18 protein-coding genes and 8 tRNA genes are annotated in these 24,238 nt (G+C 48.1%); 24 read left to right on the top strand and 2 right to left on the bottom strand.

Annotation, left to right across the window (positions count from 1 at the left end; all coding sequences use genetic code 11):
• Positions 1-21: 21 nt before the first annotated feature.
• Both rraB and L4C42_RS20665 read left to right on the top strand, forming a co-directional pair.
• On the top strand, positions 22-435 hold the full coding sequence (gene rraB / locus L4C42_RS20670) for a ribonuclease E inhibitor RraB (RefSeq protein ID WP_112463127.1): 414 nt from the start codon (positions 22-24) through the stop codon (positions 433-435).
• 104 nt (positions 436-539) lie between these two features.
• Positions 540-1,340 (top strand): glycosyl hydrolase 2 galactose-binding domain-containing protein, encoded by an 801-nt coding sequence (locus L4C42_RS20665; protein ID WP_353497190.1) that lies wholly within the window; start codon positions 540-542, stop codon positions 1,338-1,340.
• Positions 1,341-1,420: 80 nt separating this feature from the next.
• Here the strand turns inward: L4C42_RS20665 and mutS are convergent, their stop codons facing one another.
• Complete coding sequence (gene mutS / locus L4C42_RS20660) at positions 1,421-3,982, bottom strand: DNA mismatch repair protein MutS (RefSeq protein WP_353497189.1); 2,562 nt, start codon at positions 3,980-3,982, stop codon at positions 1,421-1,423.
• 142 nt (positions 3,983-4,124) lie between these two features.
• Here mutS and pncC point away from each other — a divergent pair, with 142 nt between their 5' ends.
• From pncC to luxS, 22 genes are all read left to right on the top strand, one after another.
• Positions 4,125-4,625 (top strand): nicotinamide-nucleotide amidase, encoded by a 501-nt coding sequence (gene pncC / locus L4C42_RS20655; protein ID WP_353497188.1) that lies wholly within the window; start codon positions 4,125-4,127, stop codon positions 4,623-4,625.
• A 242-nt stretch (positions 4,626-4,867) separates the two neighbouring features.
• A complete protein-coding gene (gene recA / locus L4C42_RS20650) occupies positions 4,868-5,905 on the top strand; it encodes a recombinase RecA (RefSeq protein WP_353497187.1) in 1,038 nt (345 codons plus the stop codon).
• A gap of 78 nt (positions 5,906-5,983) precedes the next feature.
• Complete coding sequence (gene recX / locus L4C42_RS20645; RefSeq protein WP_353497186.1) at positions 5,984-6,448, top strand: recombination regulator RecX; 465 nt, start codon at positions 5,984-5,986, stop codon at positions 6,446-6,448.
• A 159-nt stretch (positions 6,449-6,607) separates the two neighbouring features.
• Complete coding sequence (alaS, locus tag L4C42_RS20640; protein ID WP_418641943.1) at positions 6,608-9,193, top strand: alanine--tRNA ligase; 2,586 nt, start codon at positions 6,608-6,610, stop codon at positions 9,191-9,193.
• 216 nt (positions 9,194-9,409) lie between these two features.
• On the top strand, positions 9,410-10,597 hold the full coding sequence (locus L4C42_RS20635; protein WP_353497185.1) for an aspartate kinase: 1,188 nt from the start codon (positions 9,410-9,412) through the stop codon (positions 10,595-10,597).
• 92 nt (positions 10,598-10,689) lie between these two features.
• The gene (gene csrA / locus L4C42_RS20630; protein ID WP_009847619.1) at positions 10,690-10,887 is read left to right on the top strand and encodes a carbon storage regulator CsrA; all 198 of its coding nucleotides are present in this window, start codon (positions 10,690-10,692) and stop codon (positions 10,885-10,887) included.
• Positions 10,888-11,096: 209 nt separating this feature from the next.
• A tRNA-Ser gene (locus L4C42_RS20625) sits at positions 11,097-11,189 on the top strand.
• A gap of 45 nt (positions 11,190-11,234) precedes the next feature.
• Positions 11,235-11,311: transfer RNA gene (locus L4C42_RS20620), tRNA-Arg, on the top strand.
• 27 nt (positions 11,312-11,338) lie between these two features.
• Positions 11,339-11,431, top strand: a tRNA-Ser gene (locus L4C42_RS20615).
• A gap of 69 nt (positions 11,432-11,500) precedes the next feature.
• Positions 11,501-11,577, top strand: a tRNA-Arg gene (locus L4C42_RS20610).
• Positions 11,578-11,678: 101 nt separating this feature from the next.
• A tRNA-Arg gene (locus L4C42_RS20605) sits at positions 11,679-11,755 on the top strand.
• Between the two features lie 81 nt (positions 11,756-11,836).
• Positions 11,837-11,913 (top strand) — tRNA-Arg (locus L4C42_RS20600).
• A gap of 67 nt (positions 11,914-11,980) precedes the next feature.
• A tRNA-Arg gene (locus tag L4C42_RS20595) sits at positions 11,981-12,057 on the top strand.
• A gap of 68 nt (positions 12,058-12,125) precedes the next feature.
• Positions 12,126-12,202, top strand: a tRNA-Arg gene (locus L4C42_RS20590).
• 412 nt (positions 12,203-12,614) lie between these two features.
• Positions 12,615-12,872: an oxaloacetate decarboxylase subunit gamma gene (locus L4C42_RS20585; RefSeq protein WP_353497184.1), complete on the top strand. Its 258-nt coding sequence runs from the start codon at positions 12,615-12,617 to the stop codon at positions 12,870-12,872.
• 34 nt (positions 12,873-12,906) lie between these two features.
• On the top strand, positions 12,907-14,694 hold the full coding sequence (oadA, locus tag L4C42_RS20580) for a sodium-extruding oxaloacetate decarboxylase subunit alpha (RefSeq protein WP_353497183.1): 1,788 nt from the start codon (positions 12,907-12,909) through the stop codon (positions 14,692-14,694).
• A 9-nt stretch (positions 14,695-14,703) separates the two neighbouring features.
• Positions 14,704-15,834, top strand: a complete 1,131-nt coding sequence (locus L4C42_RS20575; RefSeq protein ID WP_112460260.1) for a sodium ion-translocating decarboxylase subunit beta — start codon at positions 14,704-14,706, stop codon at positions 15,832-15,834.
• Positions 15,835-16,033: 199 nt separating this feature from the next.
• Positions 16,034-16,984 (top strand): NADP-dependent oxidoreductase, encoded by a 951-nt coding sequence (locus tag L4C42_RS20570; protein ID WP_418641944.1) that lies wholly within the window; start codon positions 16,034-16,036, stop codon positions 16,982-16,984.
• Positions 16,978-17,433, top strand: coding sequence for a YqaA family protein (locus L4C42_RS20565; protein ID WP_353497181.1), 456 nt, complete (start codon positions 16,978-16,980; stop codon positions 17,431-17,433). Before L4C42_RS20570 ends, L4C42_RS20565 begins: the two co-directional genes overlap by 7 nt.
• 25 nt (positions 17,434-17,458) lie before the next feature.
• Entirely contained in the window at positions 17,459-20,317 is a 2,859-nt protein-coding gene (locus L4C42_RS20560; RefSeq protein ID WP_429761694.1) for a M16 family metallopeptidase, read from the top strand.
• A gap of 104 nt (positions 20,318-20,421) precedes the next feature.
• Positions 20,422-22,011: a glutamate--cysteine ligase gene (gene gshA, locus L4C42_RS20555; protein WP_353497179.1), complete on the top strand. Its 1,590-nt coding sequence runs from the start codon at positions 20,422-20,424 to the stop codon at positions 22,009-22,011.
• Between the two features lie 131 nt (positions 22,012-22,142).
• Positions 22,143-22,661, top strand: a complete 519-nt coding sequence (gene luxS, locus L4C42_RS20550) for an S-ribosylhomocysteine lyase (protein ID WP_353497178.1) — start codon at positions 22,143-22,145, stop codon at positions 22,659-22,661.
• A 73-nt stretch (positions 22,662-22,734) separates the two neighbouring features.
• On the opposite strand, the gene L4C42_RS20545 is transcribed toward luxS, so the two are convergent.
• A complete protein-coding gene (locus L4C42_RS20545) occupies positions 22,735-24,126 on the bottom strand; it encodes an IS4 family transposase (RefSeq protein WP_429761693.1) in 1,392 nt (463 codons plus the stop codon).
• Between the last annotated feature and the right edge of the window lie 112 nt (positions 24,127-24,238).

Genomic DNA, 24,238 nt, shown 5'->3' with positions numbered 1-24,238 from the left:
TATTTATAGCTGGAGCACTTTATGTCTCAACAAGATGAGTATATGTCCGTTGAAGAACTGATCGAATTTCAAAAGGAAGAAACTCGCGATATCATTCAAGCGCTAATTGAAGATGGAAGTGATCCAGAAGCTCTTTACGAGATCGAGCACCACCTGTTCGCAGAAGACTTTGATCGTCTAGAGAAAGCCGTTGTTGAAGCGTTCAAGATGGGCTTCGAGGTTTTAGAAGCAGAAGAAACTGAAGACGAAGATGGCAATAAGCTACTTTGTTGTGATGCGACAATGGAATCAACACTAAACGCTGAGCAAATTGATGCTCAGGTTGAAAAGCTGGTTCAATTGGCAGAGAAATACGACATCATCTACGATGGCTGGGGTACGTATTACGAGGGCGAAGATGCGCTTTACCCTGAAGAGGATGATGAAGACGAATAAGTCTTGATGAAAAGGTCAGCTGCGCTGACCTTTTTTGATCTTGCTATCTTTCCAAATTCGATTTGATTATACTTCGCCTAACATGATCTAGGTCAATATAATCAATGAAGATGAATCTCGCCGGTCTTTGGCAACTCTCCCCCCTTACCGATCTCTCCATCCCTCAAGATGATCTGACGTTACCTGGTGCACTGAGCCAAGTACTCCCTGAAAGCTTATCGGAGCAAGCGATTCGTGACCAAGAGTGGCACTTAATGCACGACTTTGAACTCACAGATGCTGAGTTGGCGAACCCAGCGGTAGATCTGGTCATTGGTGGTGTTGATTACTATGCAGAAGTGCGAATAAACGGACGTGCAGTCATTGATTGTGATGGCAGCGAGACGAGTTATCGCAAAGAGATCCGAGCCCATCTTCAACAAGGCCCAAATCGAGTCGAGATCCTATTTCTTGAGTATGATGAAGATGACCTGCTAATGGAGATGGACAGCGCACCAACATGTTCACTTGTCCAAGAAAAGCCCCGCGGCGAAGATCGCATGGGCGTTTGGCAAATACCTTATTTGCAGTTCATACCTCACGTACGTCTTGAGCATGTGGCTATGGAGCAGATCTGGCACCACGGTGGCGGCTGTGAATTCAAAGTCGACTTATATTATCAAACGTTTCGTGCAGGCCTTGTCTCGGCATCGGTTAAGTTTGATGGTATGACCTACTTTTTGCCGATAGACGTTCGCGCTAATCAGGCATCCGCGCTGTTTCAGATAGAAGCACCTAAATACGCAGACCCAGAACACCCGAATAAAGAGGATCTCTACAACCTAGCCGTAGAACTCGATGGCCAACGACAAGAGTTCGACGTAGCACTCAGCGAACAACTCTGTGTCACTCATGTAGCTCTCTAATAACTAGGCGATGCGCAGCGAGGCTTCGTTCCTCCCCTTTATAAGGGGAGGCTAGGAGGGGTAAGCTTTTGACTTAAAAACTAAAGCAACTGCTTCAAGCGATACAACTCTTCCAACGCCTGACGCGGCGTTAAATCATCCGGATTAATCTGCGCCAACGCTTCTTCCACTTCACTAGGTTCAGGGATCAAACTCAGCTGATTGGCAATATCCACCTGCTGCGATTCTGCACGCGAGGGATTCTGACCAATCTGCTCAAGTTGTGTCAGCTTCTGGCGCGCGTTTTTAATCACCGCCTTTGGCACGCCCGCAAGACCCGCAACCGCAAGGCCGTAAGATTTGCTAGCAGCGCCTTCTTGTACCGCATGCATAAAGGCAATCGAGTCACCATGCTCAACCGCATCCAAATGGACATTAGCAAGGTTCGGTAACTGATTTGGCATTTCTGTTAGCTCAAAATAGTGCGTTGCAAATAGAGTCATCGCGCCAACTTTGGTTGCCAGCCACTCAGCACTTGCCCAAGCGAGCGACAGGCCATCGTAGGTACTGGTGCCGCGACCAATCTCATCCATGAGCACTAAGCTATTTTGAGTAGCATTGTGCAAAATATTGGCGGTTTCTGTCATCTCAACCATGAAGGTCGAGCGGCCAGAGGCAAGATCATCAGAGGCGCCAATACGAGTAAAGATACGATCCAATGAACCGATTTCAGCCGATTCCGCAGGCACATAGCAGCCGATGTGTGCCATTAGCGCGATGAGTGCGGTTTGGCGCATATAGGTTGATTTACCACCCATGTTTGGACCGGTAACGATCAGCATCTTACGCTCTGGGTTGAGCGCTATTGGATTGGCAATAAACGGTTCATCCATTACTTGCTCGACCACTGGGTGACGACCTGACTGAATCTGAATGCCCGCTTTTTCGGTTAAGGTTGGTCGGCAATAATCTAGACTTTCTGCTCGCTCAGCTAAGTTTTGCAGTACATCGAGCTGCGACAAAGCGGACGCTAGGTTTTGGAGCTGTTCTAGACTTGGCAATAGCAAATCAAACAGCTCTTCCCAGAGTTTCTTCTCTATGGCGAGCGCTTTTGATTTTGAGTTCAATACCTTATCTTCGTGCTCTTTAAGCTCTGGGATAATGTAGCGCTCGGCATTTTTCAACGTTTGACGACGAACGTAGTGCGGCGGCACAAGGTGGCTTTGACCACGGCTTACTTGGATATAAAAACCGTGGACATTGTTGAAGCCTACCTTAAGGGTGTCGATGCCGTGACGGTCACGCTCATCGTGTTCAAGCTTGTCTAGGTATGCGGTTGCGCCGTTGGCAAGATCGCGCCACTCGTCTAGCTCTGCATTGTAACCATCGGCAATCACGCCCCCGTCACGAATCACAACAGGTGGGTTGTCTTTGATGGCGCGCTCAAGCAGATCGGCCATTGCGTCCATTGGCGCAGAGAATTCAGCGAGCTGCTTGAGGTATGGGTGAACGACGGTCTCTAGGCTCAGCGCCAATTCAGGCAATTGCTGCAGTGCGCTGCGAAGACGTGCCATGTCACGCGGTCTTGCGGAGCGCAGTGCCAGTCTCGCTAAGATGCGTTCAATATCGCCGATCTGTTTGAGCGTTGGCGCTAGCTCTGCGTAAAGGGCGTCTTGCTTTATCTCGGAGATCGCATCTAGGCGGTAGTTCAGCGTTTTTTGGCAGCGCATTGGCTGGTGGATCCAGCGCTTAAGCATACGACTACCCATGGCCGTTGCAGTATGATCGAGCACTTCAGCGAGCGTATTGTCATGACCGCCAGAGAGGTTTTGCGTGAGCTCTAGATTGCGTCTTGTTGCGGCGTCTAGGATCACGGATTGATCTTGGCTGTCTAACGTCAGCGATCGAATGTGAGGCAGAGCGGTTCTTTGGGTGTCTTTGACGTACTGGATCAAACAGCCAGCAGCACAAAGCCCAAGTTCACACTGCTCTACACCAAAGCCGACAAGATCTTTGGTGCCAAATTGTTGGTTCAGCTGCTGTCTTGCGGTATCGATTTCAAATTCCCATACCGGGCGGCGGCGGTTGCCATTGCGATTGGCCATAATGTCCACCGGTTTAAAGTCTTCCGGGAACAAAAGCTCTTTTGGCGCCGTGCGTTGCAGTTCGGCCAGCATCGCTTCTTCACTACGAGGTTCACAAAGTTGAAAACGACCAGAGGTAATGTCTAGAGTGGCATAGCCAAATTTACCGTTTTGGTGATAGATTGCGGCAATCAGGTTATCGAGTCGTTCTGATAGTAGAGCTTCGTCAGAGACGGTACCCGGTGTCACGATACGAACAACTCGTCTCTCTACCGGCCCTTTGCTGGTCGCTGGATCGCCTACCTGTTCGCAAATCGCGACCGATTCACCAAGCTGCACCAGTTTGGCAAGATAACCTTCGACAGCATGAAAAGGGACACCCGCCATTGGAATGGGTTCACCCGCGGAGGCACCACGTTTGGTTAGCGAGATATCAAGCAGTTGCGATGCGCGCTTGGCGTCATCGTAAAACAGCTCGTAAAAGTCGCCCATTCGATAAAACAGCAAAATATCTGGGTTTTCGGCTTTTAGCTTCAGATACTGCTGCATCATTGGTGTGTGTTTTTGTTCCGCTTTCACTGTCACTTCTTTGCTACTGGTTTTCGTTGCCGCCTAGGATACGTCAAAGCAGCGAGGGCGAAAAGGGTAGAGTCTTCAATGATGCTCGTTAACATGATGCCACATCACAGTTAGCCTCAGTTTGAGGCGAGGAGTAGGGGAAATGCAAAACCTAACTGAGTTAAGTACACAATTGGGTCAGCTATTACAACAAGGCGACCAGATACTCGTTACAGCCGAGTCATGCACAGGCGGTGGCGTTGCCACTGCTATCACGGATATTGCGGGTAGCTCGACTTGGTTTGATCGTGCGTTTATTACCTACAGTAACGATGCCAAAATGGAAATGCTTGGTGTGCGTTCAAAAACGCTCGGTCAATTTGGCGCGGTCAGTGAGGCCGTGGTTGTGGAAATGGCGCTAGGCGCACTGCGTCACTCGAATGGCACACTGAGTGTAGCCATTAGTGGAATCGCGGGCCCTGGAGGGGGCAGCGAAGATAAACCTGTGGGCACTGTTTGTTTTGCTTGGGCATCGTCATTAGGTTGGCAAAAAGTAGAGACGTGTTTGTTTGCCGGCGATCGCTCTGAGGTTCGCACGAAAGCGGTTTGCCATGCCTTAACAACCTTGCTTGAGCATATGACCGACGAAGAGCCATTTAGCTAGTCACACCAAGTGTTTATATTAATCTTGGTTTTTTGCTAAACGTATGGAATTTAAAAGACTCTTTTGGAACTCACATCAAGGTCACAAAAAAATCTTCATACAGGTATGGACACTGTATGAATCAACAGTATAATGAAACACATCTTGCAGCGTATTGAACACGCTGCTCACCTGATTAAAACAGCTCAAGCATGTAAGTTGCCTAAAGCGTATATCCGTAAAGGATAGTTGTGGAGAAAGTAATGGACGAGAATAAACAGAAGGCGTTAGCCGCTGCATTAGGTCAGATTGAAAAGCAATTTGGTAAAGGCTCAATTATGCGCCTTGGTGATAACCGTACCATGGACGTTGAAACCATTTCAACCGGCTCACTTTCTCTTGATATCGCGCTGGGCGCTGGTGGTCTGCCAATGGGTCGTATCGTTGAGATCTACGGCCCAGAGTCATCAGGTAAAACAACGCTTACTCTTGAGTGTATTGCAGCTGCTCAAAAAGCAGGTAAAACCTGTGCGTTTATCGATGCTGAGCACGCGCTAGACCCTGTTTATGCGAAGAAGCTAGGTGTTGATATCGACGCGCTACTTGTGTCTCAGCCAGATACAGGTGAACAAGCACTTGAAATCTGTGACGCACTGGCACGTTCTGGCGCGATTGACGTAATGGTTATCGACTCGGTTGCAGCACTGACACCAAAAGCGGAAATCGAAGGTGAGATGGGCGATAGCCACATGGGGCTGCAAGCTCGTATGCTTTCTCAAGCGATGCGTAAGCTTACAGGTAACCTAAAGCAGTCTAACTGTATGTGTATCTTCATTAACCAAATTCGTATGAAGATTGGTGTTATGTTCGGTAACCCAGAAACGACTACGGGTGGTAACGCACTTAAATTCTACGCGTCTGTTCGTCTTGATATCCGCCGTACTGGCTCTATCAAAGAAGGCGACGAAGTGGTGGGTAACGAAACTCGCATTAAAGTGGTTAAGAACAAGATCGCAGCGCCATTTAAGCAAGCGGAAACGCAAATTCTATACGGTCAAGGCTTCAACCGTTACGGCGAACTGGTTGACCTAGGCGTTAAGCACAAGTTGGTTGAGAAAGCGGGCGCTTGGTACAGCTACAATGGCGACAAGATTGGCCAAGGTAAAGCAAACGCGTGTAAGTTCCTTCGTGAGAACCCAGAAGCGGCGCAAGCGATTGATAGCAAGCTGCGTGAACTGCTTTTAACACCTGCACTTCCTGAAGAAGCGGAAACTGGTGAAGCGCCGGCAGAAGAGCTATAAATCTTCATCTGAATTAAACAAAGCCCTGCACTGCGGGGCTTTGTTGTATCTGTTTTCCCTACCAAACCACTAGTCTATATGTATCAACGAAAGCCACCGACGCTGTCAGCTAACGAGACCGCTATTCAATTGCTTAGTCGTCGTGATCATGGTGAGTATGAGCTGTATCAAAAGCTTAGCTTCAAAGGTTATGAAGAGTCAGAGGTCGAGGCTGCGATTGAATTGTGTAAGTCTTATCGTTACCTCGATGATCTGCGCTTTGCGAAAAGCCAAGTGCGTCAACATATCTATAAAGGTCATGGCGAGCGCCGTATTCGTCAGGAGCTGAATCAAAAACGTGTCGCAGAGTCTGTGGTCAATGAGGCCATGATGGAAGAACAAGTCGATTGGTTTGAGTTGGCTAAAACCACGGCCGAGAAAAAGTTCCGTCACGGAAAGGCGAGCGATCCTAAAGAGTACGCCAAGCAAGTGCGATTTTTACAGTACAGAGGCTTCTCTTTTGAGCAGATAAACTACGCGCTGGACTCACTAGAAACTGAATAAATGCCATGCGGGAGTGCCTGCAACTGCTTGTCCTCACTTGAATAAAGTGTCATTTCCTTACCTTTAATGCCTTTTTTACCAGAAGACTAGGCGAATCCTTACTCATGGGGTTACAATATGTCCCCAAAATCTAACTCGAATTATTTCAGGAAGAGCTGCATGTACATGAGCACAGACGAGGTTCGCAACGCGTTCCTTAAGTTCTTTGAGAGCAAAGGGCACCAAATCGTAGACAGTTCATCGTTGGTTCCACACGATGACCCAACTCTGCTTTTCACTAACGCCGGTATGAACCAGTTTAAAGACTGTTTCCTTGGCCTAGAGAAGCGTAACTACACTCGTGCCACTACGGCCCAGCGTTGTGTTCGCGCTGGTGGTAAGCACAACGACCTTGAGAACGTTGGCTTCACTGCTCGTCACCACACTTTCTTTGAGATGCTGGGTAACTTCAGCTTTGGTGATTACTTCAAAGAAGATGCCATCAGCTTTGCTTGGGAATTCCTAACTGAGACGCTAAAACTGCCTAAAGATCGCCTGCTGGTTACGGTTTATGAAACTGACGACGAAGCATTCGAGATTTGGAACAAGCAAGTTGGTGTTCCTGCAGACCGTATTATTCGCATTGGCGACAAAAAAGGCGGTAAGCCATACGAGTCAGACAACTTCTGGCAGATGGGTGACACTGGCCCTTGTGGTCCATGTACAGAAATTTTCTACGATCACGGTGAGCATATTTGGGGCGGTCGTCCTGGTACGCCGGAAGAAGACGGTGACCGTTTCATCGAGATCTGGAACAACGTATTTATGCAGTTCAACCGTCACGCCGACGGTACTATGGAACCGCTACCAAAACCATCGGTAGATACGGGTATGGGTATCGAGCGTATCTCTGCAATCATGCAGGGCGTTCACTCAAACTACGAAATCGATGTGTTCCAAACGCTAATCAAAGCAGCAGCAGAAGTGATCGGCTACGAAGACCTTTCTAACCAATCACTGCGCGTGATTGCCGACCACATTCGTTCGTGTTCATTCCTAATCGTTGACGGCGTAATGCCATCAAACGAAGGCCGTGGCTACGTGCTTCGTCGTATTATCCGTCGTGCAGTTCGTCACGGTAACAAGCTTGGCGCACAAGGTGCCTTCTTCTACAAACTGGTTGGCACCCTAGCATCAGTAATGGGTACGGCAGGTGAGGAGCTTAAGAAGCAACAAGCAGTTGTGGAAAAAATACTGCGTATCGAAGAAGAGAACTTCGGTCGTACTCTTGAACGTGGTATGACAATCTTGACGGAAGCGCTTGATAATCTTGGTGACGAGAAAGTGCTAGACGGCGAAACCGTATTCAAACTTTATGATACCTACGGCTTCCCAGCTGACCTGACCAACGATGTAGCTCGTGAACGTGAGTTTGCTATCGACGAAGAAGGGTTTGAGAAGGCGATGGAAGCTCAGCGTCAACGTGCGCGTGAAGCTGGCCAATTTGGCACAGACTACAACGCTGCGATCAAAGTTGATACCGACACTGAGTTCTGTGGCTACACAGGCACCGAAGGCAACAGCACAGTGGCGGCAATGTTTGTTGAAGGCAATGAAGTGGAAGCACTGTCTGCTGGCGACAAAGCGATTGTTGTTCTTGAACAGACGCCGTTCTACGCAGAGTCTGGTGGTCAATGTGGTGATGCTGGCGTACTGAAAACATCAGCGGGTCTATTTAAAGTAGAAGACACTCAAAAGCTAGGTAACGCGATTGCACACCACGGTGAGCTGGTTGAAGGCGTACTTGCTAAGGGCGATGAAGTAGCCGCGACTGTAGATGCAGAGCGCCGCGCAGCTATCTCGCTAAACCACTCAGCAACGCACTTGTTACACGCAGCACTGCGTCAGGTTCTGGGCGAGCACGTGACACAGAAAGGCTCACTAGTGAAGCCTGACAATCTACGTTTTGACTTCTCTCACCTTGAAGCGATGACCAAAGCGGAAATCAAACAAGTTGAGCGCCTGGTAAACGCACAGATCCGTACTAACCACGTGATCGAAACCAACGTTATGGACATTGAGTCTGCGAAAGCAAAAGGCGCGATGGCTCTGTTTGGTGAAAAGTACGACGATGAAGTTCGCGTTCTGTCTATGGGCGAGTTCTCAACGGAGCTTTGTGGTGGTATCCACGCAAGCAACACTGGTGATATTGGTCTATTCAAGATCACTTCTGAAGGTGGCATCGCTGCGGGTATCCGTCGTATTGAAGCGGTAACAGGTGAAGTAGCTCTGGATGCGCTAGAAGCGACAGCGGCACAGTACGAAGCAAAACTTGGCGATGCGGCAAGCAAAGCGAAATCTCTAGAAAAGGAGATTGCTCAGCTTAAAGATAAGCTAGCAGCGGTAGAAAGTGCCAACATCATGGGTAAAGTCGAAGAGATCGGCGGTACTAAAGTACTGGTTGCTGCACTTGAAGGTGCGGATAGCAAAAACCTACGTACTATGATGGACAACGCTAAAAACCAAATGGGCAGCGGTATTGCGTTCATTGCAAACGTTGCTGATGGCAAGATTGGTTTGATTGCAGGTGTGACCAAAGACCTAACTGGCAAAGTGAAAGCGGGTGATCTTGTTAAGATGGTGGCTGAGCAAGTAGGCGGTAAAGGCGGCGGTCGCCCTGATATGGCGCAAGCTGGCGGCACCGATGTCGATGCACTGCCAGAAGCACTGCAGTCTATTCGTGGTTGGTTAGAAGAACGTCTATAACGCTCTGAACCAACAATGAAAATGCCCAATCAATGTAAGTTGATTGGGCATTGTTGCTTTAGGTCACTACTTATTCAGTGTATCAATTGCATACTATAAAGCGGCACATAAATTTAATAGGCGAGGTAAATAGCGTCGCCTATCTATAAGGAGCGACCTTGATGGTCGCAGTTTCAAAATCTGACAACTCACGTTGTCTTGGGAAGGTGAAGACTGGTGAAAAGACCACTAATCGTACAAAAGTTCGGTGGAACTTCTGTTGGCTCTGTTGAACGTATTGGTAACGTTGCAGAGCAAGTAATTCGTGCAAAACAAACAGGCAAACAGGTCGTTGTCGTTGTCTCTGCAATGTCAGGGGAAACCAATCGTTTGGTGGATCTGGCGAAACAGGTCGATAGCGTACCGAACGCGCGCGAACTCGATGTGCTTCTAGCGGCCGGAGAGCAAGTCTCAATGGCATTGCTTTCTATGGCTTTAAACAAGCTAGGGCATGCCGCAGTATCGCTGACTGGAGCACAAGCGCAAATTACTACCAATAGTCGCCACAACAATGCCACGATTAGTCACGTCGACACCTCTGTTATTGACCAGTATCTAGACCAAGACAAAGTCGTCATAGTTGCCGGCTTCCAGGGCGTTAATGAATCTGGCGATATCACCACGCTTGGACGCGGTGGCTCTGACACCACCGCAGTAACCTTAGCTGGTGTGCTCAATGCCGAAGAATGCCAGATTTATACTGATGTAGATGGTGTTTACAGCTGTGACCCACGGGTCGTCACCAATGCGGTAAAGTGGCCAGAAATTGATTTTCCTACTATGCACGAAATGGCGCGCAAAGGAGCGAAAGTATTGCACCTCCCTTGCGTGAGTTACGCTTGGCAACATCAGGTGCCGCTGCGTGTGTTATCAAGCTTTGAGTCAGGACAGGGCACTTTGGTGGTCGGCGAACAAGCGAAAGCCCAGGTTCAAGGTGTTGCATTGAGAAAGCAGATGCGCCTGCTCAAAATTGCTAAGTCTCATGTCGATGTGGTCGACAAACAGAAAGAAATGCTCGGTGTGGATGAAGCCGAATGGCTGCACGATGAGCACTTTAGTCAGCTTTTGCTCAAGTCAGATTGTTCCGACAAGCTTAAATTGGTGATTGAAAATAAACTCGTTGCGGAACAAGACGTCGCGTTAATTACTATGATTGGCGTCGAGGCCATAGCGCAAGCGTCACAATATCAACAACTTCTCAACCATTCAGACATATCTGTTCTACACTTTTGTGAGGATAAACACTCAATTACATTGGTAATAGAGCCTGAAGCTATCGACAAAGCGGCAGTCGTACTGCATGATAACACCATTATCACCAGTGGCACCGTAGTGGAAGACGTGAAACAGGTACATTTGGGGTAAATACTTTTCATAAGAGAGTTTACGAAAATATAACTTTTGTTGGATAATAAGTTTCGTAGCAAGATAATTAGAGACTACTCAAGGAGCTAAGAATGCTGATTTTGACTCGCCGTGTTGGTGAAACGTTGATGATTGGTGATGAAGTCACTGTTACTGTATTGGGTGTAAAAGGCAACCAAGTTCGCATCGGTGTGAATGCTCCGAAAGAAGTATCCGTGCATCGTGAAGAGATCTACATGCGCATTCAAGCGGAAAAGGGAAATGGTAACGTTGCACCTGGCAACTACTAATTCTAACCGAAAGGGCTGGCATATTGCTGGCCTTTTTGTTGCGTGAAATTCGCCATTAACTAGTGGCACAAAGGTGAATTTTGCTTAGGAAAGCTACGATTAAATGGTGGTTTGGTTAAATTGCCAACGCTTAGTCTGTTTTTTCCTATTTTTGCCAAGAAAATGTTTGACTTATTTTTGGTAAATCGTAATATGTGCCTCCGCAAGACGGTGAGGTGGCCGAGAGGCTGAAGGCGCTCCCCTGCTAAGGGAGTATACGGTTTATAGCCGTATCGAGGGTTCGAATCCCTCCCTCACCGCCATTCTTGCACTGTGTTGTATGACACTGTTCTTATTGAACATATTGCGCGCTCGTAGCTCAGCTGGATAGAGTACCTGGCTACGAACCAGGCGGTCGAAGGTTCGAATCCTTCCGAGCGCGCCATTTCTCTCTTCGGAAAGAAATACATGCGGTGAGGTGGCCGAGAGGCTGAAGGCGCTCCCCTGCTAAGGGAGTATACGGTTTATAGCCGTATCGAGGGTTCGAATCCCTCCCTCACCGCCATTTATTGACTGTTTAAGTCAATTTTTTTGTTCAAAAAGAAAATAAATGTGATATGCTTCACATCCTTGCGCGCTCGTAGCTCAGCTGGATAGAGTACCTGGCTACGAACCAGGCGGTCGAAGGTTCGAATCCTTCCGAGCGCGCCATTCTCTTTTTTGTAGAGAGTGCCCTTTGGGAGAGGAAGTTCTCTTATAGAGAACAAGGGTAATGCCCTGTAACGTCAAATGACAATGCGAAAACTTATTGCGCGCTCGTAGCTCAGCTGGATAGAGTACCTGGCTACGAACCAGGCGGTCGAAGGTTCGAATCCTTCCGAGCGCGCCATTCTCTCTTTTAGAGCTTTATCTCTTGGAGAAAAACGGGGAAGCCCAAGCATCGTTAACTGACAACACGAAAATTTGTTGCGCGCTCGTAGCTCAGCTGGATAGAGTACCTGGCTACGAACCAGGCGGTCGAAGGTTCGAATCCTTCCGAGCGCGCCATTCATTCTACTTTGTAGAGAAAAGGGCAATGCCCTGCAGCGTCATATGACAATGCGAAAACTGTTGCGCGCTCGTAGCTCAGCTGGATAGAGTACCTGGCTACGAACCAGGCGGTCGAAGGTTCGAATCCTTCCGAGCGCGCCATTTTCTTTCTTTATAGAGACTTAGGGTAATACCCTGCAGCGTCACCTGACAATGCGAAAACTTGTTGCGCGCTCGTAGCTCAGCTGGATAGAGTACCTGGCTACGAACCAGGCGGTCGAAGGTTCGAATCCTTCCGAGCGCGCCATTCTTAAAAAAAACCTCGCTTCGGCGGGGTTTTTTATTAACAAAAATTTATCATATCAATAACCTTATTATTACAACGTAATGTTTTTAAACGAAAAATTGCGGTAATTTTAAGCGTGTCCCAGTTTTTCAACTTTAGTTTGTTTATGTTGAAACCTTAGGTCAGGTCATAGTATGAAGTTCTGCATAACTTGAAATGCACCGCAAATTGTCGTGCACATCATAGTTTTTCATTTGAATGACGTTTTAATGACGGTGTTAGATTAAACAAAATTGACAAAATTTCACCAATCGAGATAATCCTAGACCTCTTGCAATGGATCGATGCAAGACCATTGCCAGTCAATCAGTGTGCAGTGACGCCACAGACAATGATTGAGTAACTTGTCAGGATGACAAAGAAAGGACGCAACATGACTAATATTGGAAGCCTGCTAGGAGATGCAGCCACCCTAATGCTTACGGGTATGGTTGTCGTATTCGTTTTCCTAACAATCCTCGTTTATCTCGTTCGGTTAATGTCGAAACTGGTACCACAAGAAGTACCAGAGCCGATCGCAGTTCCTACTCAAAATACATTACAACAATCCCCCTCAAATGGCGTTAGTCCGAATGTGGTTGCAGCAATTTCTGCTGCTGTTCATCAATACCGCACGTCGGCTGCTAAATAGATTGAGTTAAAAGTTTAAAAAGGAGTTTATGAGCATGTCTAAACCACTCGCTATCACGGACGTGGTACTTCGTGACGCCCACCAGTCTCTGTTTGCAACGCGTATGCGTATCGAAGATATGTTGCCGATCGCAGCTGAGCTCGACAAAATTGGCTACTGGTCTTTGGAAACGTGGGGGGGAGCAACCTTTGACGCGTGTATTCGTTTTCTGGGTGAAGATCCTTGGGAGCGCTTGCGTGAGCTGAAAAAAGCCATGCCGAACACGCCAATGCAAATGCTGCTCCGTGGCCAAAATCTATTGGGCTACCGTCATTACGCAGATGATGTGGTCGAGAAATTTGTTGAGCGTGCTCATGCTAACGGCATGGATGTGTTCCGTATCTTTGATGCGATGAACGACGTTCGTAACTTCGAAAAAGCGGTGAAAGCTGCGGTTGATGTGGGCGCGCATGCGCAGGGTACGCTGTCGTACACCACAAGCCCAGTTCACAACATCGACACTTGGGTAGACCTTGCTAAACGCCTAGAAGATTTAGGCTGTCACTCGCTATGTATTAAAGATATGTCTGGCCTACTTAAGCCATACGAAGCGGAAGAGCTTATCTCACGCATTAAAGCGTCGTGTGAAGTGCCGTTAGCGCTGCACTGCCATGCCACAACGGGTCTCTCTACCGCGACGGCTGTAAAAGCTGTTGAAGCCGGTATAGATATTCTAGATACCGCAATCTCTTCAATGAGCCAAACTTACGGTCACACGCCAACGGAAACTGTGGTAGCAATGCTGCAAGGTACTGAGCGTGATACCAACCTGAAACTTGAGCAAATAGAGCCGATTGCGGCTTATTTCCGTGAAGTTCGCAAGAAGTATGCGAAATGGGAAGGTCAGCTTAAGGGCGTTGATTCACGCATCCTGATTGCTCAGGTACCAGGCGGCATGCTTACCAATATGGAAGGCCAGCTTAAAGAGCAAGGCGCGGCAGATCGCATTGATGAAGTTCTAGAAGAGATCCCACGCGTACGTGAAGATCTGGGCTTCATCCCTCTCGTCACACCTACCTCTCAGATCGTTGGTACTCAAGCGGTGATCAACGTGCTTACTGGTGAGCGCTACAAGAGTATTACCAAAGAAACAGCGGGCGTACTCAAAGGCGAATACGGCAAAGCACCTGCAGAAGTGAATGCTGAGCTACAAGCTAAGGTACTGGATGGCGGTGAAGCAATCACTTGTCGCCCAGCAGATCTTTTGGAAGCTGAGCTACACACACTCACCGATGACCTGCTACAAAAAGCAAAAGTGGATGGCATTTCTCTGGCTGAAGACACTGTGGACGACGTTCTTACTTACGCACTTTTCCCACAAGTTGGTCTTAAATTCCTGAAAAATCGTCATAACCCAGATGCATTTGAACCAGCACCAGGCAAAGAAGAAGCGAAACCTGCTGCGCCAGCGGCGACCCCTGCGACATCAGCTCAAGGTATCGAAGCCTACAGCGTGAAAGTCGATGGTCAGGTTTATGATGTTGAAGTTGGCCCTAAAGGCGAGCTAACGTCTGTAACGCCCGCTCAAGCTCCGGCAGCAGCGGCAGTTCCTGCACCTGCAGCAACCAATGTTGAAGCGGTAGCAGCGCCACTTGCAGGAAACATCTTCAAAGTGAACGTTGCTTCTGGTGCGCAGGTTCAAGAGGGTGACGTGCTACTTATCCTAGAAGCAATGAAGATGGAAACCGAAGTTCGCGCAGCGCAAAGTGGCGTGGTTCAAGATGTACACGTGAAAGAAGGTGACGCAGTTGTTGTTGGCGCGCCTCTCGTTAGCTTAGCGTAAGGGAGTACCATGGAAGGATTGATGACCTTATGGTCAGAAACAGGGATCGCTAACTTTGAATTCGGCCAGATCTGCATGATCATGGTCGGATGCACCTTGCTGTTCTTAGCGATCCGCAAGGGTTTTGAACCTTTGCTGCTTTTGCCTATCGGCTTTGGTGCGATCCTAGCGAACATTCCAAATGCTGGCTTTACTGAGCCAGGTGGTTTGCTTTACTACGTCTACTACATTGGTATTGAGTCAGGGGTATTCCCTCTGCTTATCTTTATGGGTGTAGGGGCAATGACGGACTTTGGCGCCTTAATTGCCAACCCGAAAACCTTATGGCTAGGAGCAGCGGCGCAGTTTGGTATCTTTGCGACCTTATTTGGTGCAATTTTGCTGAACTATGTACCGGGCATGGAGTTCTCCATGCAGGACGCGGCGTCTATCGCTATCATCGGCGGTGCTGATGGTCCAACAGCTATCTTCTTAGCAAGTCGTCTCTCTCCTGATTTGCTGGGTGCAATTGCCGTTGCGGCCTACAGCTACATGGCATTGGTGCCGATCATTCAGCCACCGATCATGAAAGCGTTAACGACGCCAGAAGAGCGTACTATCAAGATGGCTCAGCTTCGTCATGTCAGCAAAGGGGAAAAAGTTCTGTTCCCACTTGCTGTGCTTCTGATGACGATTTTGTTCTTACCATCAGCCACACCGCTTGTCGGTATGTTCTGTTTGGGCAACTTGATGCGTGAAGCAGGCGTAGTCGATCGCCTTTCAAAAACGGCTCAAAATGAGCTTATCAACATCGTCACTATTTTCTTAGGTCTCGGTGTTGGTTCGAAGCTTCAAGCTGAAGAGTTCTTGAACTTCGAAACGCTAGGTATCTTGGCACTCGGCGCTGTAGCATTCAGTATTGGTACTGGTGCAGGCGTTATGATGGCGAAGCTCCTCAATAAGTTCTCAAAAGAAGACATTAACCCACTTATTGGCGCAGCAGGGGTTTCTGCAGTGCCGATGGCGGCGCGTGTTGTGAACAAGGTTGGTCTTCAAGCGAATCCACAAAACTTCCTACTGATGCATGCAATGGGACCAAACGTTGCTGGCGTTCTGGGCTCTGCGGTCGCAGCAGGTATCTTGTTAGCGCTCGTTGGCTAATTCATTGGCGATAAGCTGTTATTAAAAAGGGAAGCGTAAGCTTCCCTTTTTGCTGCGTTGTTTATGTTAAAGGTGAACATAGTCGCTAGCTAAAGTGATTGAATTTGTTACATACTTGCTACTGAACGATGAAAAGATAATCTAGACTCATGGATGGAAATCGTTACTATGAAGTCTTAGTCAGTAAGAGGAAGCTGCAATGAAGTGTAAACAGGTCGTGATTCCAGAGTTTGGTGCTGCAGAGGTTTTAGCGTTTCAGGAAATCGAAATCCCACAGCCACAGGCCGGAGAGGTGTTGGTGAAAGTGGCGTATTCGGGGATCAATCCGATTGATGTGAAAACTCGTGCTGGACTTGGCTGGGCAGCCGCCGAGAACAAAGACAATCTTCCTTGGGTTCCTGGCTATGATATCGCAGGCACGGTTGAAGGATTAGGTGAAGGCGCGGAGAAGTTTGAGGTCGGCGAAGAGATCGTAGGCTTTATCGGTTTCCCAGTGCGTGGTGGCGGTTACAGCCAGTATGTGTGTATCCCTGAATCGGAGCTTACTCTCATTCCAAATTCTGTCGCCCTTGAAGCGGCTGCAGCGTTGCCTTTAGCCGGACAAACCGCGGCACAAGCTATCAATAAAGCTCAAGTTCAAGAGGGTGACCGAGTGTTGATTCTAGCCGGCGCTGGCGGTGTAGGGCATATCGCAGTGCAGATTGCAGTTGCAGCAAAAGCGGAAGTGTATACCACCTGTAGCGAACGTAATTTAGATTACTTGGCTACGCTGGGCGCGCACGCGATTAACTATGAGTTCGCTCCTGCTTCAGAGCGTTTGAGCGATGTGGATGTACTGATCGATCTGGTTGGCGGCGATACTGCGCTAGATGCACTTAAGTGTCTGAAAGACAATGCTCGTGTTGTCACTATTCCTACTATCACTGCGGAACTGGTATGCGAAAAAGCCAAACTGCTTGGTTTTGAAGCCAGCGGGATGCTGGTATCGCCAGACGCTAAGCAGATGGAAACATTACTCTATATGGTGGGTGTTGGATTGCTGAAGACAGAGATCCAGCATGTTTACCCTTATCAACAAGTGGTCGAGGCTCATCAGCAAGTCGAAACCAGCCGTACACGCGGTAAAGTACTTCTTAATATGCAATGCTAGAAACATTCTCTCAATATCTCGCGGAGTCTTGGTTTGCCGACTCCGCTCTCGCCGTTCTTTTTATTTCAGGATTTTTAAGTGCCACGCTTTTACCTGGTGGGTCGGAAGCAGGTTTAGTTGCGACACTGAGTTTGCAACAGTACTCGCCCGTATGGATCATTGTGGTCGCCACGGTAGGTAATACGCTAGGCGGCTTGACCAACTACTGGATAGGAATTTGGCTGCCGAATCGAACTCAAAACGAGAAGCACGGTCATAAAGCCATAGCTTGGCTGCAAAAGTATGGTTACTGGAGCTTATTGTTCAGTTGGTTACCCGTGATTGGCGACCCGCTCTGTTTAGCGGCAGGTTGGCTAAGAATGAAATTTCTTCCTTGCGTTATTTTGATAGCCATAGGCAAGGCGCTGCGCTATATCGCGCTGACAGCCATCTTCTATGGACTATTTTAGTTTTCTCGATCTTTAAGGAGCTCTTATGAGAAAGATCTGGCTCGGCTTGCTGTCGGTCGTTTTTGTTTACGGTTGCAGTAACAGCGACGTTTCGACTCAAACAGCAAGCGCACTTCCTCCCGGTATTACCCTTGTTGAGGAAATGAAAGCCGATCCCGATAGGGTGATGATCCCGTACTCTAAGTACCAGTTGGATAATGGTCTAACGGTGATCTTAGCACCCGATGATTCAGATCCCTTGGTGCACGTAGACGTGACCTATCATGTTGGCTCGGCGCGTGAAGAAATTGGTAAGTCCGGTTTCGCTCACTTCTTTGAACATATGATGTTCCAAGGCTCTGAGCATGTTGGCGACCAGCAGCACTTTAAGATCATTACGGAAGCGGGCGGTACCCTTAATGGCACCACGACCCGAGATCGAACCAACTACTTTGAAACGGTCCCGTCGAACCAGCTAGAGAAAATGCTGTGGCTTGAAGCCGATCGCATGGGCTTCTTACTGGGTGCGGTCTCCCAGCGTAAATTCGAAATTCAGCGTGATACGGTAAAAAACGAGCGTGCACAGAACTTTGATAATCGCCCTTATGGCTTAATCTGGGAGCGCATGGGGGAAGCCATGTTCCCAGAGGGTCACCCGTACTCTTGGCAGCCTATCGGTTACGTGGAGGATCTTGACCGTGTTAACGTCAACGATTTGAAAGCCTTCTTTTTACGCTGGTATGGGCCAAACAATGCGGTATTGACCATTGGTGGCGACATCGATAAAGCGCAAACCTTAGAGTGGATCCATAAATACTTTGGCACCATCCCTGAGGGGCCAAGTGTTGAGAAAGCACCTAAGCAGCCTGCAGTATTGCCAGAAGATCGCTATATCACCCTAGAAGATCGCATTCGTCAGCCAATGGTGGTGATCGGTTGGCCAACGACAAGCTATCGCGGTGCGCACGACCAAGTTGTGCTCGATGCCATGGCCGACGCCATTGGTGGCGGTACCAATGGTTTGTTGTATCAAAAGCTGATTAAAACCCAAAAGGCACTTGATGCAGGCGCATTCAGTGATTGTAACGAGCTCGCTTGTAACTTCTATGTTTATGCGATGGGGGCTTCCACCGATAAAGATGGACTAAAGTCGCTTTACAATGACTTACTCGCCACCTTGGATGATTTTGAAAAGCAAGGCATCAGTGAAGAGCGTTTACAGCAAATCAACGGCCTTTCTGAAGCCGGTGCTGTGTATGCGTTAGAAAGTGTCAAAGGTAAGGTCACTCAACTGGCCGCGAATGAAACCTTCTATGGCAAGCCTGATCGCATAGAGCAAACACTAGAGCGAATTCGCGCGGTCACTCCAGAGGCGGTGAGCGCGGCTTATCAAACGTTTATCGAAGACAAACATAAGGTCACACTCAGCGTGGTGCCGAAAGGGCGCACTGATATCGCAGTGCAACCTGCAACATTCGTAACGCCAGCGCGCACGCTACCTGAGTATAACGAAGTGACTGAAGCGGATCTTGATTTCCGTCGTCCAGTAGACAGCTTTGATCGTAGTGTTATGCCGAAAGTGGCCGAGGCCGTTAGCGCGAAAATGCCAGAGCTGTACGAAGTGTACTTTGATAATGGCAGTGAACTGCTAGGTACTGAAACGTCTGAAACGCCAACGGTGGAGATCCATTTCCAACTACCAGCAGGCAGTCGTTATGTGCCAAAAGGGAAAGAGGGACTCGCGGGGCTGACCGCTTCTATGATGGAAGAGGGCACCAAAACCCGTACAGTTGAGCAACTACAAGCTGAGCTTGATCGTTTAGGCAGTCAGATTGGGTTTAGCGAAGGGGCATATACCACGCGTGTTTCTGTGTCTGCTCTGGAGCGAAATCTGCCGCAAACACTGACGCTTCTCGAAGACATGCTGTTTAACCCTGCGATGAAGCAAGAAGACTTCGACCGCCTCAAAGCACAAACGCTTGAAGGCTTGGTTTATCAGCACCAAAAACCGAGTTGGATGGCCTCGCAAGCAACCCGTGATGTGCTTTATGGCGACAGCGTATTTGGCCGCTCTTCAGACGGCAGTAATGCCTCTATTTCATCCATCACTTTGGATGACGTCAAAGCGTTCTATCGCGAGCACTACACACCGCAAGGGGCACAAATTGTCGTGGTGGGGGATATCTCCAAGAAGCAAATTACCGAGCAGCTAGCGTTTTGGTCGCTATGGCAAGGGGAAGCAGCGCCGTTGATTGATCCAGAGGTCATCCCTTCTTTGGCGGGCCAGAAAATCTACCTGGTGGATAAACCCTCTGCGCCGCAAAGTATCGTTCGTATGGTACGTCAAGGTTTGCCGTTTGACGCCACGGGTGAGCTCTACCTAAGTCGCCTCGCTAACTTTAACTTGGCTGGCAACTTTAATAGCCGTATTAACCAGAACCTAAGGGAAGATAAAGGCTATACCTATGGTGCAAGTGGCTATTTTGCAAGTAATCGAGAGGTGGGTGCAATTGTGTTTAGCGCTCAGGTGCGCGCTGATGCGACGCTAGCCTCACTTGAAGAAATGATCGCAGAGCTGAAAAACTACAGCGAGAACGGTATGACGGATGAGGAGCTGGCATTTATGCGTCTAGCCGTTGGGCAGCAAGATGCATTGACGTATGAAACACCAAGTCAAAAAGCCAGCCTGCTTTCGTCGATTTTAACCTATAGTTTGGATAAGGATTACCTGAAGCAGCGCAATGATATTGTTGCCACCGTTGATAAATCGACGCTGAATGCGCTGGCGACGAAGTGGTTTGACCCTAGCCAATACCAATTGATAGTGGTTGGCGATGCTAAGCGTTTGAAGCCACAGTTAGAGAAACTGAATATTCCAATTACAGAGCTTGAAATCTCTCAGTAACATGACCATATAGTGGGAATAGGTGATTTAGCGAACACCTTACTTAGTGTTCGCTAATGTATCCGTTTTTCAATTGGAATAACAAACTATAAGCGAATCGCATTGTGACTAAATTTGCTCAGCGACTGGATCAAGTTGCTAAACATCAGGCCGTGTTCAAAGAGTTCGGACGCGGAGTGGAGCGGGAATCGCTGCGTTACACCGACGATGGTCGATTGGCGACAACGCCTCACCCTAAGTCGTTAGGCTCAGCCTTCACCAATGAATACATCACCACGGACTTCTCTGAGTCTCTGCTGGAATTCATAACGCCAGTATCACGTGATGTCGACACGCTGATTAATCAGTTATCCGATATTCATCACTTCACACAAACCAAACTGGGTAACGAGAAGCTATGGCCGTTGTCGATGCCTTGCTATGTTGGCTCAGAAGACGACATTGCTCTAGCGCAGTATGGTACGTCCAATTCGGGACGTATGAAGACGCTATACCGTCAAGGTCTTAAGCATCGTTACGGCAGCTTGATGCAGATTATCTCTGGTGTGCACTTTAACTTCTCATTCCCTGAATCGTTCTGGGATGCGTTGTTCGGTGAACAAGACAAGAAAACGCGTCAAGATGCGAAGTCGGAAGCTTATTTTGGTTTGATTCGAAACTATTACCGCTTCGGTTGGTTGATCCCGTATTTCTTCGGTGCATCTCCTGCTATCTGCTCATCATTCTTACAAGGTAAAGAGACTAAACTGCCATTTGAAAAAGTGGGTGGCACCTTGTATTTACCAAAAGCCACCTCGTTGAGATTGAGCGATCTTGGTTACACCAATAGCGCACAAAGTGCCTTAAAGATTGGTTTTAACAGCCTTGACCAGTATCTGGAAGGGCTGAATCAAGCGATTCATACCCCATCGCAAGACTTTGCCAAGATTGGCGTCAAAGTCGATGGTGAGTACCGTCAGCTGAACGATTATGTGCTGCAGATCGAAAACGAACTGTATGCGCCAATTAGACCGAAACGTGTAGCGAAAAGTGGTGAAAAACCGTCAGAGGCACTGTCTCGTGGTGGGGTTGAATACATAGAAGTTCGCTCGTTGGATGTGAATCCATATAGTCCAATTGGCATTACCGCTGAGCAAATTCGCTTCCTTGATCTATTCCTAACCTGGTGTGCACTTAAAGATTCCGAGCCAATGGATGATTGTGAACTCGCATGCTGGCGCGAAAACTGGAACAAAGTAATCGTCGAAGGCCGTGAGGTTGGTCTGCAGCTACAAATTGGTTGTGATGGTGAAGTGCTTGATAGCCAGTCTTGGGTCAAGCGTGTCTTTACCGATCTTCGTGATATCGCGAAGCATATGGATGCAGCACACGGTGGCAGCGAGTACAGCGCGGTGTGTGACAGGCTTGAGGTATGGAATGAAAACCCTGAGTTGTCTATTTCTGGTCAGCTACTGGCGAAAACTAAAGAACTAGGTGGACTAGGTAAAGTGGGCTGCGAATTGGGTAAAGAGTACCGTCAGAAGAACCTTTCTCACGAGTACAAAACGTATACGACTCAAGTGATGGAAGATGAGGTAACGCGTTCGGTTTCTGCTCAGTTGAGTATTGAATCGGCGGATAGCGTCAACTTCGATGACTTCTTGTCTGATTACTTTGCTTATTTATCACCGGAGCAAGCCCAGGTCGCTAACTAAGCTTGTCTACTGAGGTTGCGCAGCGCTGCTGCGCCACTTACAATCACGCTAAAGACACAGTTCTTAAAAGACACAGTTCTCACGGTCTTAATCCAAGGCTGGAGCCGTGAGTAAACCAAGGAGAAAATATCATGCCACTACTGGATAGCTTTACGGTAGACCACACTAAAATGCACGCTCCAGCGGTACGCGTTGCGAAAACAATGCAAACCCCTAAAGGCGATACAATTACTGTTTTCGACCTGCGTTTCACGGCTCCAAACAAGGACATCTTGTCTGAGCGTGGTATTCACACCCTAGAGCACCTATATGCTGGCTTCATGCGTGCGCACCTAAATGGTGAGCAGGTTGAGATCATCGATATCTCTCCAATGGGTTGTCGCACGGGCTTTTACATGAGCTTGATTGGTACGCCATCAGAGCAGCAAGTTGCTGATGCTTGGCTAAATGCAATGCAAGACGTACTGAAAGTTGAGAGCCAGAACAAGATCCCTGAGCTTAATGAGTATCAGTGTGGTACTGCGGCGATGCACTCACTAGATGAAGCGAAAGCGATCGCTAAAAACATCATTGAAGCGGGCATTCAAGTGAATAAGAATGATGAACTTGCTTTGCCTGAGTCTATGTTGCAAGAGCTGAAAGTAGACTAATTGAATTATGTCGCTTTGAGTAGAAAGGCGGCTGGCGAAAATTAAAAAGGATGGCATTTGCCCTGTCTCTTGATCACAAGTCTGCTCGTTCAAGAGACATCGCTAGTTCATAGCCTTCAAGGATGGTTTGTAATTTGAACCATCCTTCCCATAACACTTGGACTGATGCTCGCCCTGTTCGCTTGGTGTCTTTCCACCCTCCCAACCTAGCAAGGCTTTCATAAGCCCAATGGGTATCTGGTACTTGGGTTGGCAGTGGCTTCCCTACGGTTTTGAACCATAATAGCTTCCACGCTTTATGACCTAACACCACTTCACAACTCATCACATCACCTTTTGGCTCAACATATTTCATAAAGCGTAGTTGAAGTAATCTTGTGGCAACAAAGGCGAGTATGACGCTCATTCGCTCAAGGTTTTCACCACACTGCATCCTTAACGCCTCTACGTCTGTACCACCGGTTTTCCAGACTTTGTGATAGTCTTCGACAAGCCACCGATGCTCGTAATAGCTGATGACCGCTATAGCGTCATCATACGAGTTTATTACTTCAGACGTCAGCAGGTGCCACGCCAATTTATCTTTATCCTCTCCACGCTCAATGCAACTCACATAGTAAAGTGGGATATCCGGTTCAGACACTTTGTTAGCGGGTGCTTTAAGAGTGACTGGAGCATATCGAATTTCCAGCTCAACATCTCTGGCCTTRCGACCACCTCGTTGAGGAATATTCAGCGTTTTAAGGTCTACTACTGGCAGTTTGTTTGAGTAGTCGTAAAGCTTCTGGTCATGTTCTTTAATACATCGACTTTGCATCGAACGCACGACAAAGCGTTGCTGCTGTTCTGTCTTATAGGTCAGGTATTYATAGATGTCAGCCTCTCTGTCACAAACGGAGATAACCGAAGATAGGTGCTCACCTAGGCGAGTTGACATATTTTGTGAGGCTTTTTCCCACTTGTAACTTTCTTTCTCTTTGTAGGGGCGAGACGCATGTTGATGACCTTGCCCTCGTTTAGAGATGTCTCGGCTCCAGCGTTGTTGCTCAATAAGACCGACTACCTGATGAGTATTAGGTGCGAAAAGTAAGATAGAGTGAGCAAGAAGAGCACGACTTCGGTTGCCTTRATTCGTATGTCCAAGAGTATCTCGTACACTTTTGTGTTGGTAAGTAAGTGAGGTCGTATCTTCTAGTGCCAATAGTAACGAGTGGTCTTGCGCATGCTGAGCGGTGACTTGAAAGCCTGATTCAGCGATATCGTTCGGTTGGATTTGGTCATTACGGATAAAGCGGTAAGCGCCTTCCATATCTGCGGGTGAAATAGCAAGCTTAGACACGGCAACGCCTGGTTGATTAGCAAGTGAAGTAGCCATTGATATCAATCGTTGAGTTCGTCTAGGGTCGTTAAGCTTTGCCAGACCAAACTGTACTTGTGCCCACTTCATTGGTGTTAAGTTTTCCATATTAGCTACCTAATCAATATTGCTTAAGTGATCAGATCGCAGCCTTGGAAAAGAGTTCAAAAAAATCCCCGAACTAAGTTCGAGGATTTGTGTATAAGAGACAGGGCAGGGC

The organism is Vibrio wakamikoensis (assembly GCF_050337275.1).
GTDB classification, from domain to species: Bacteria; Pseudomonadota; Gammaproteobacteria; order Enterobacterales; family Vibrionaceae; genus Vibrio; species Vibrio chaetopteri.
Note: the sequence above shows the minus strand (reverse complement) of the source record. Positions and strands in the feature narration are given on the sequence as shown.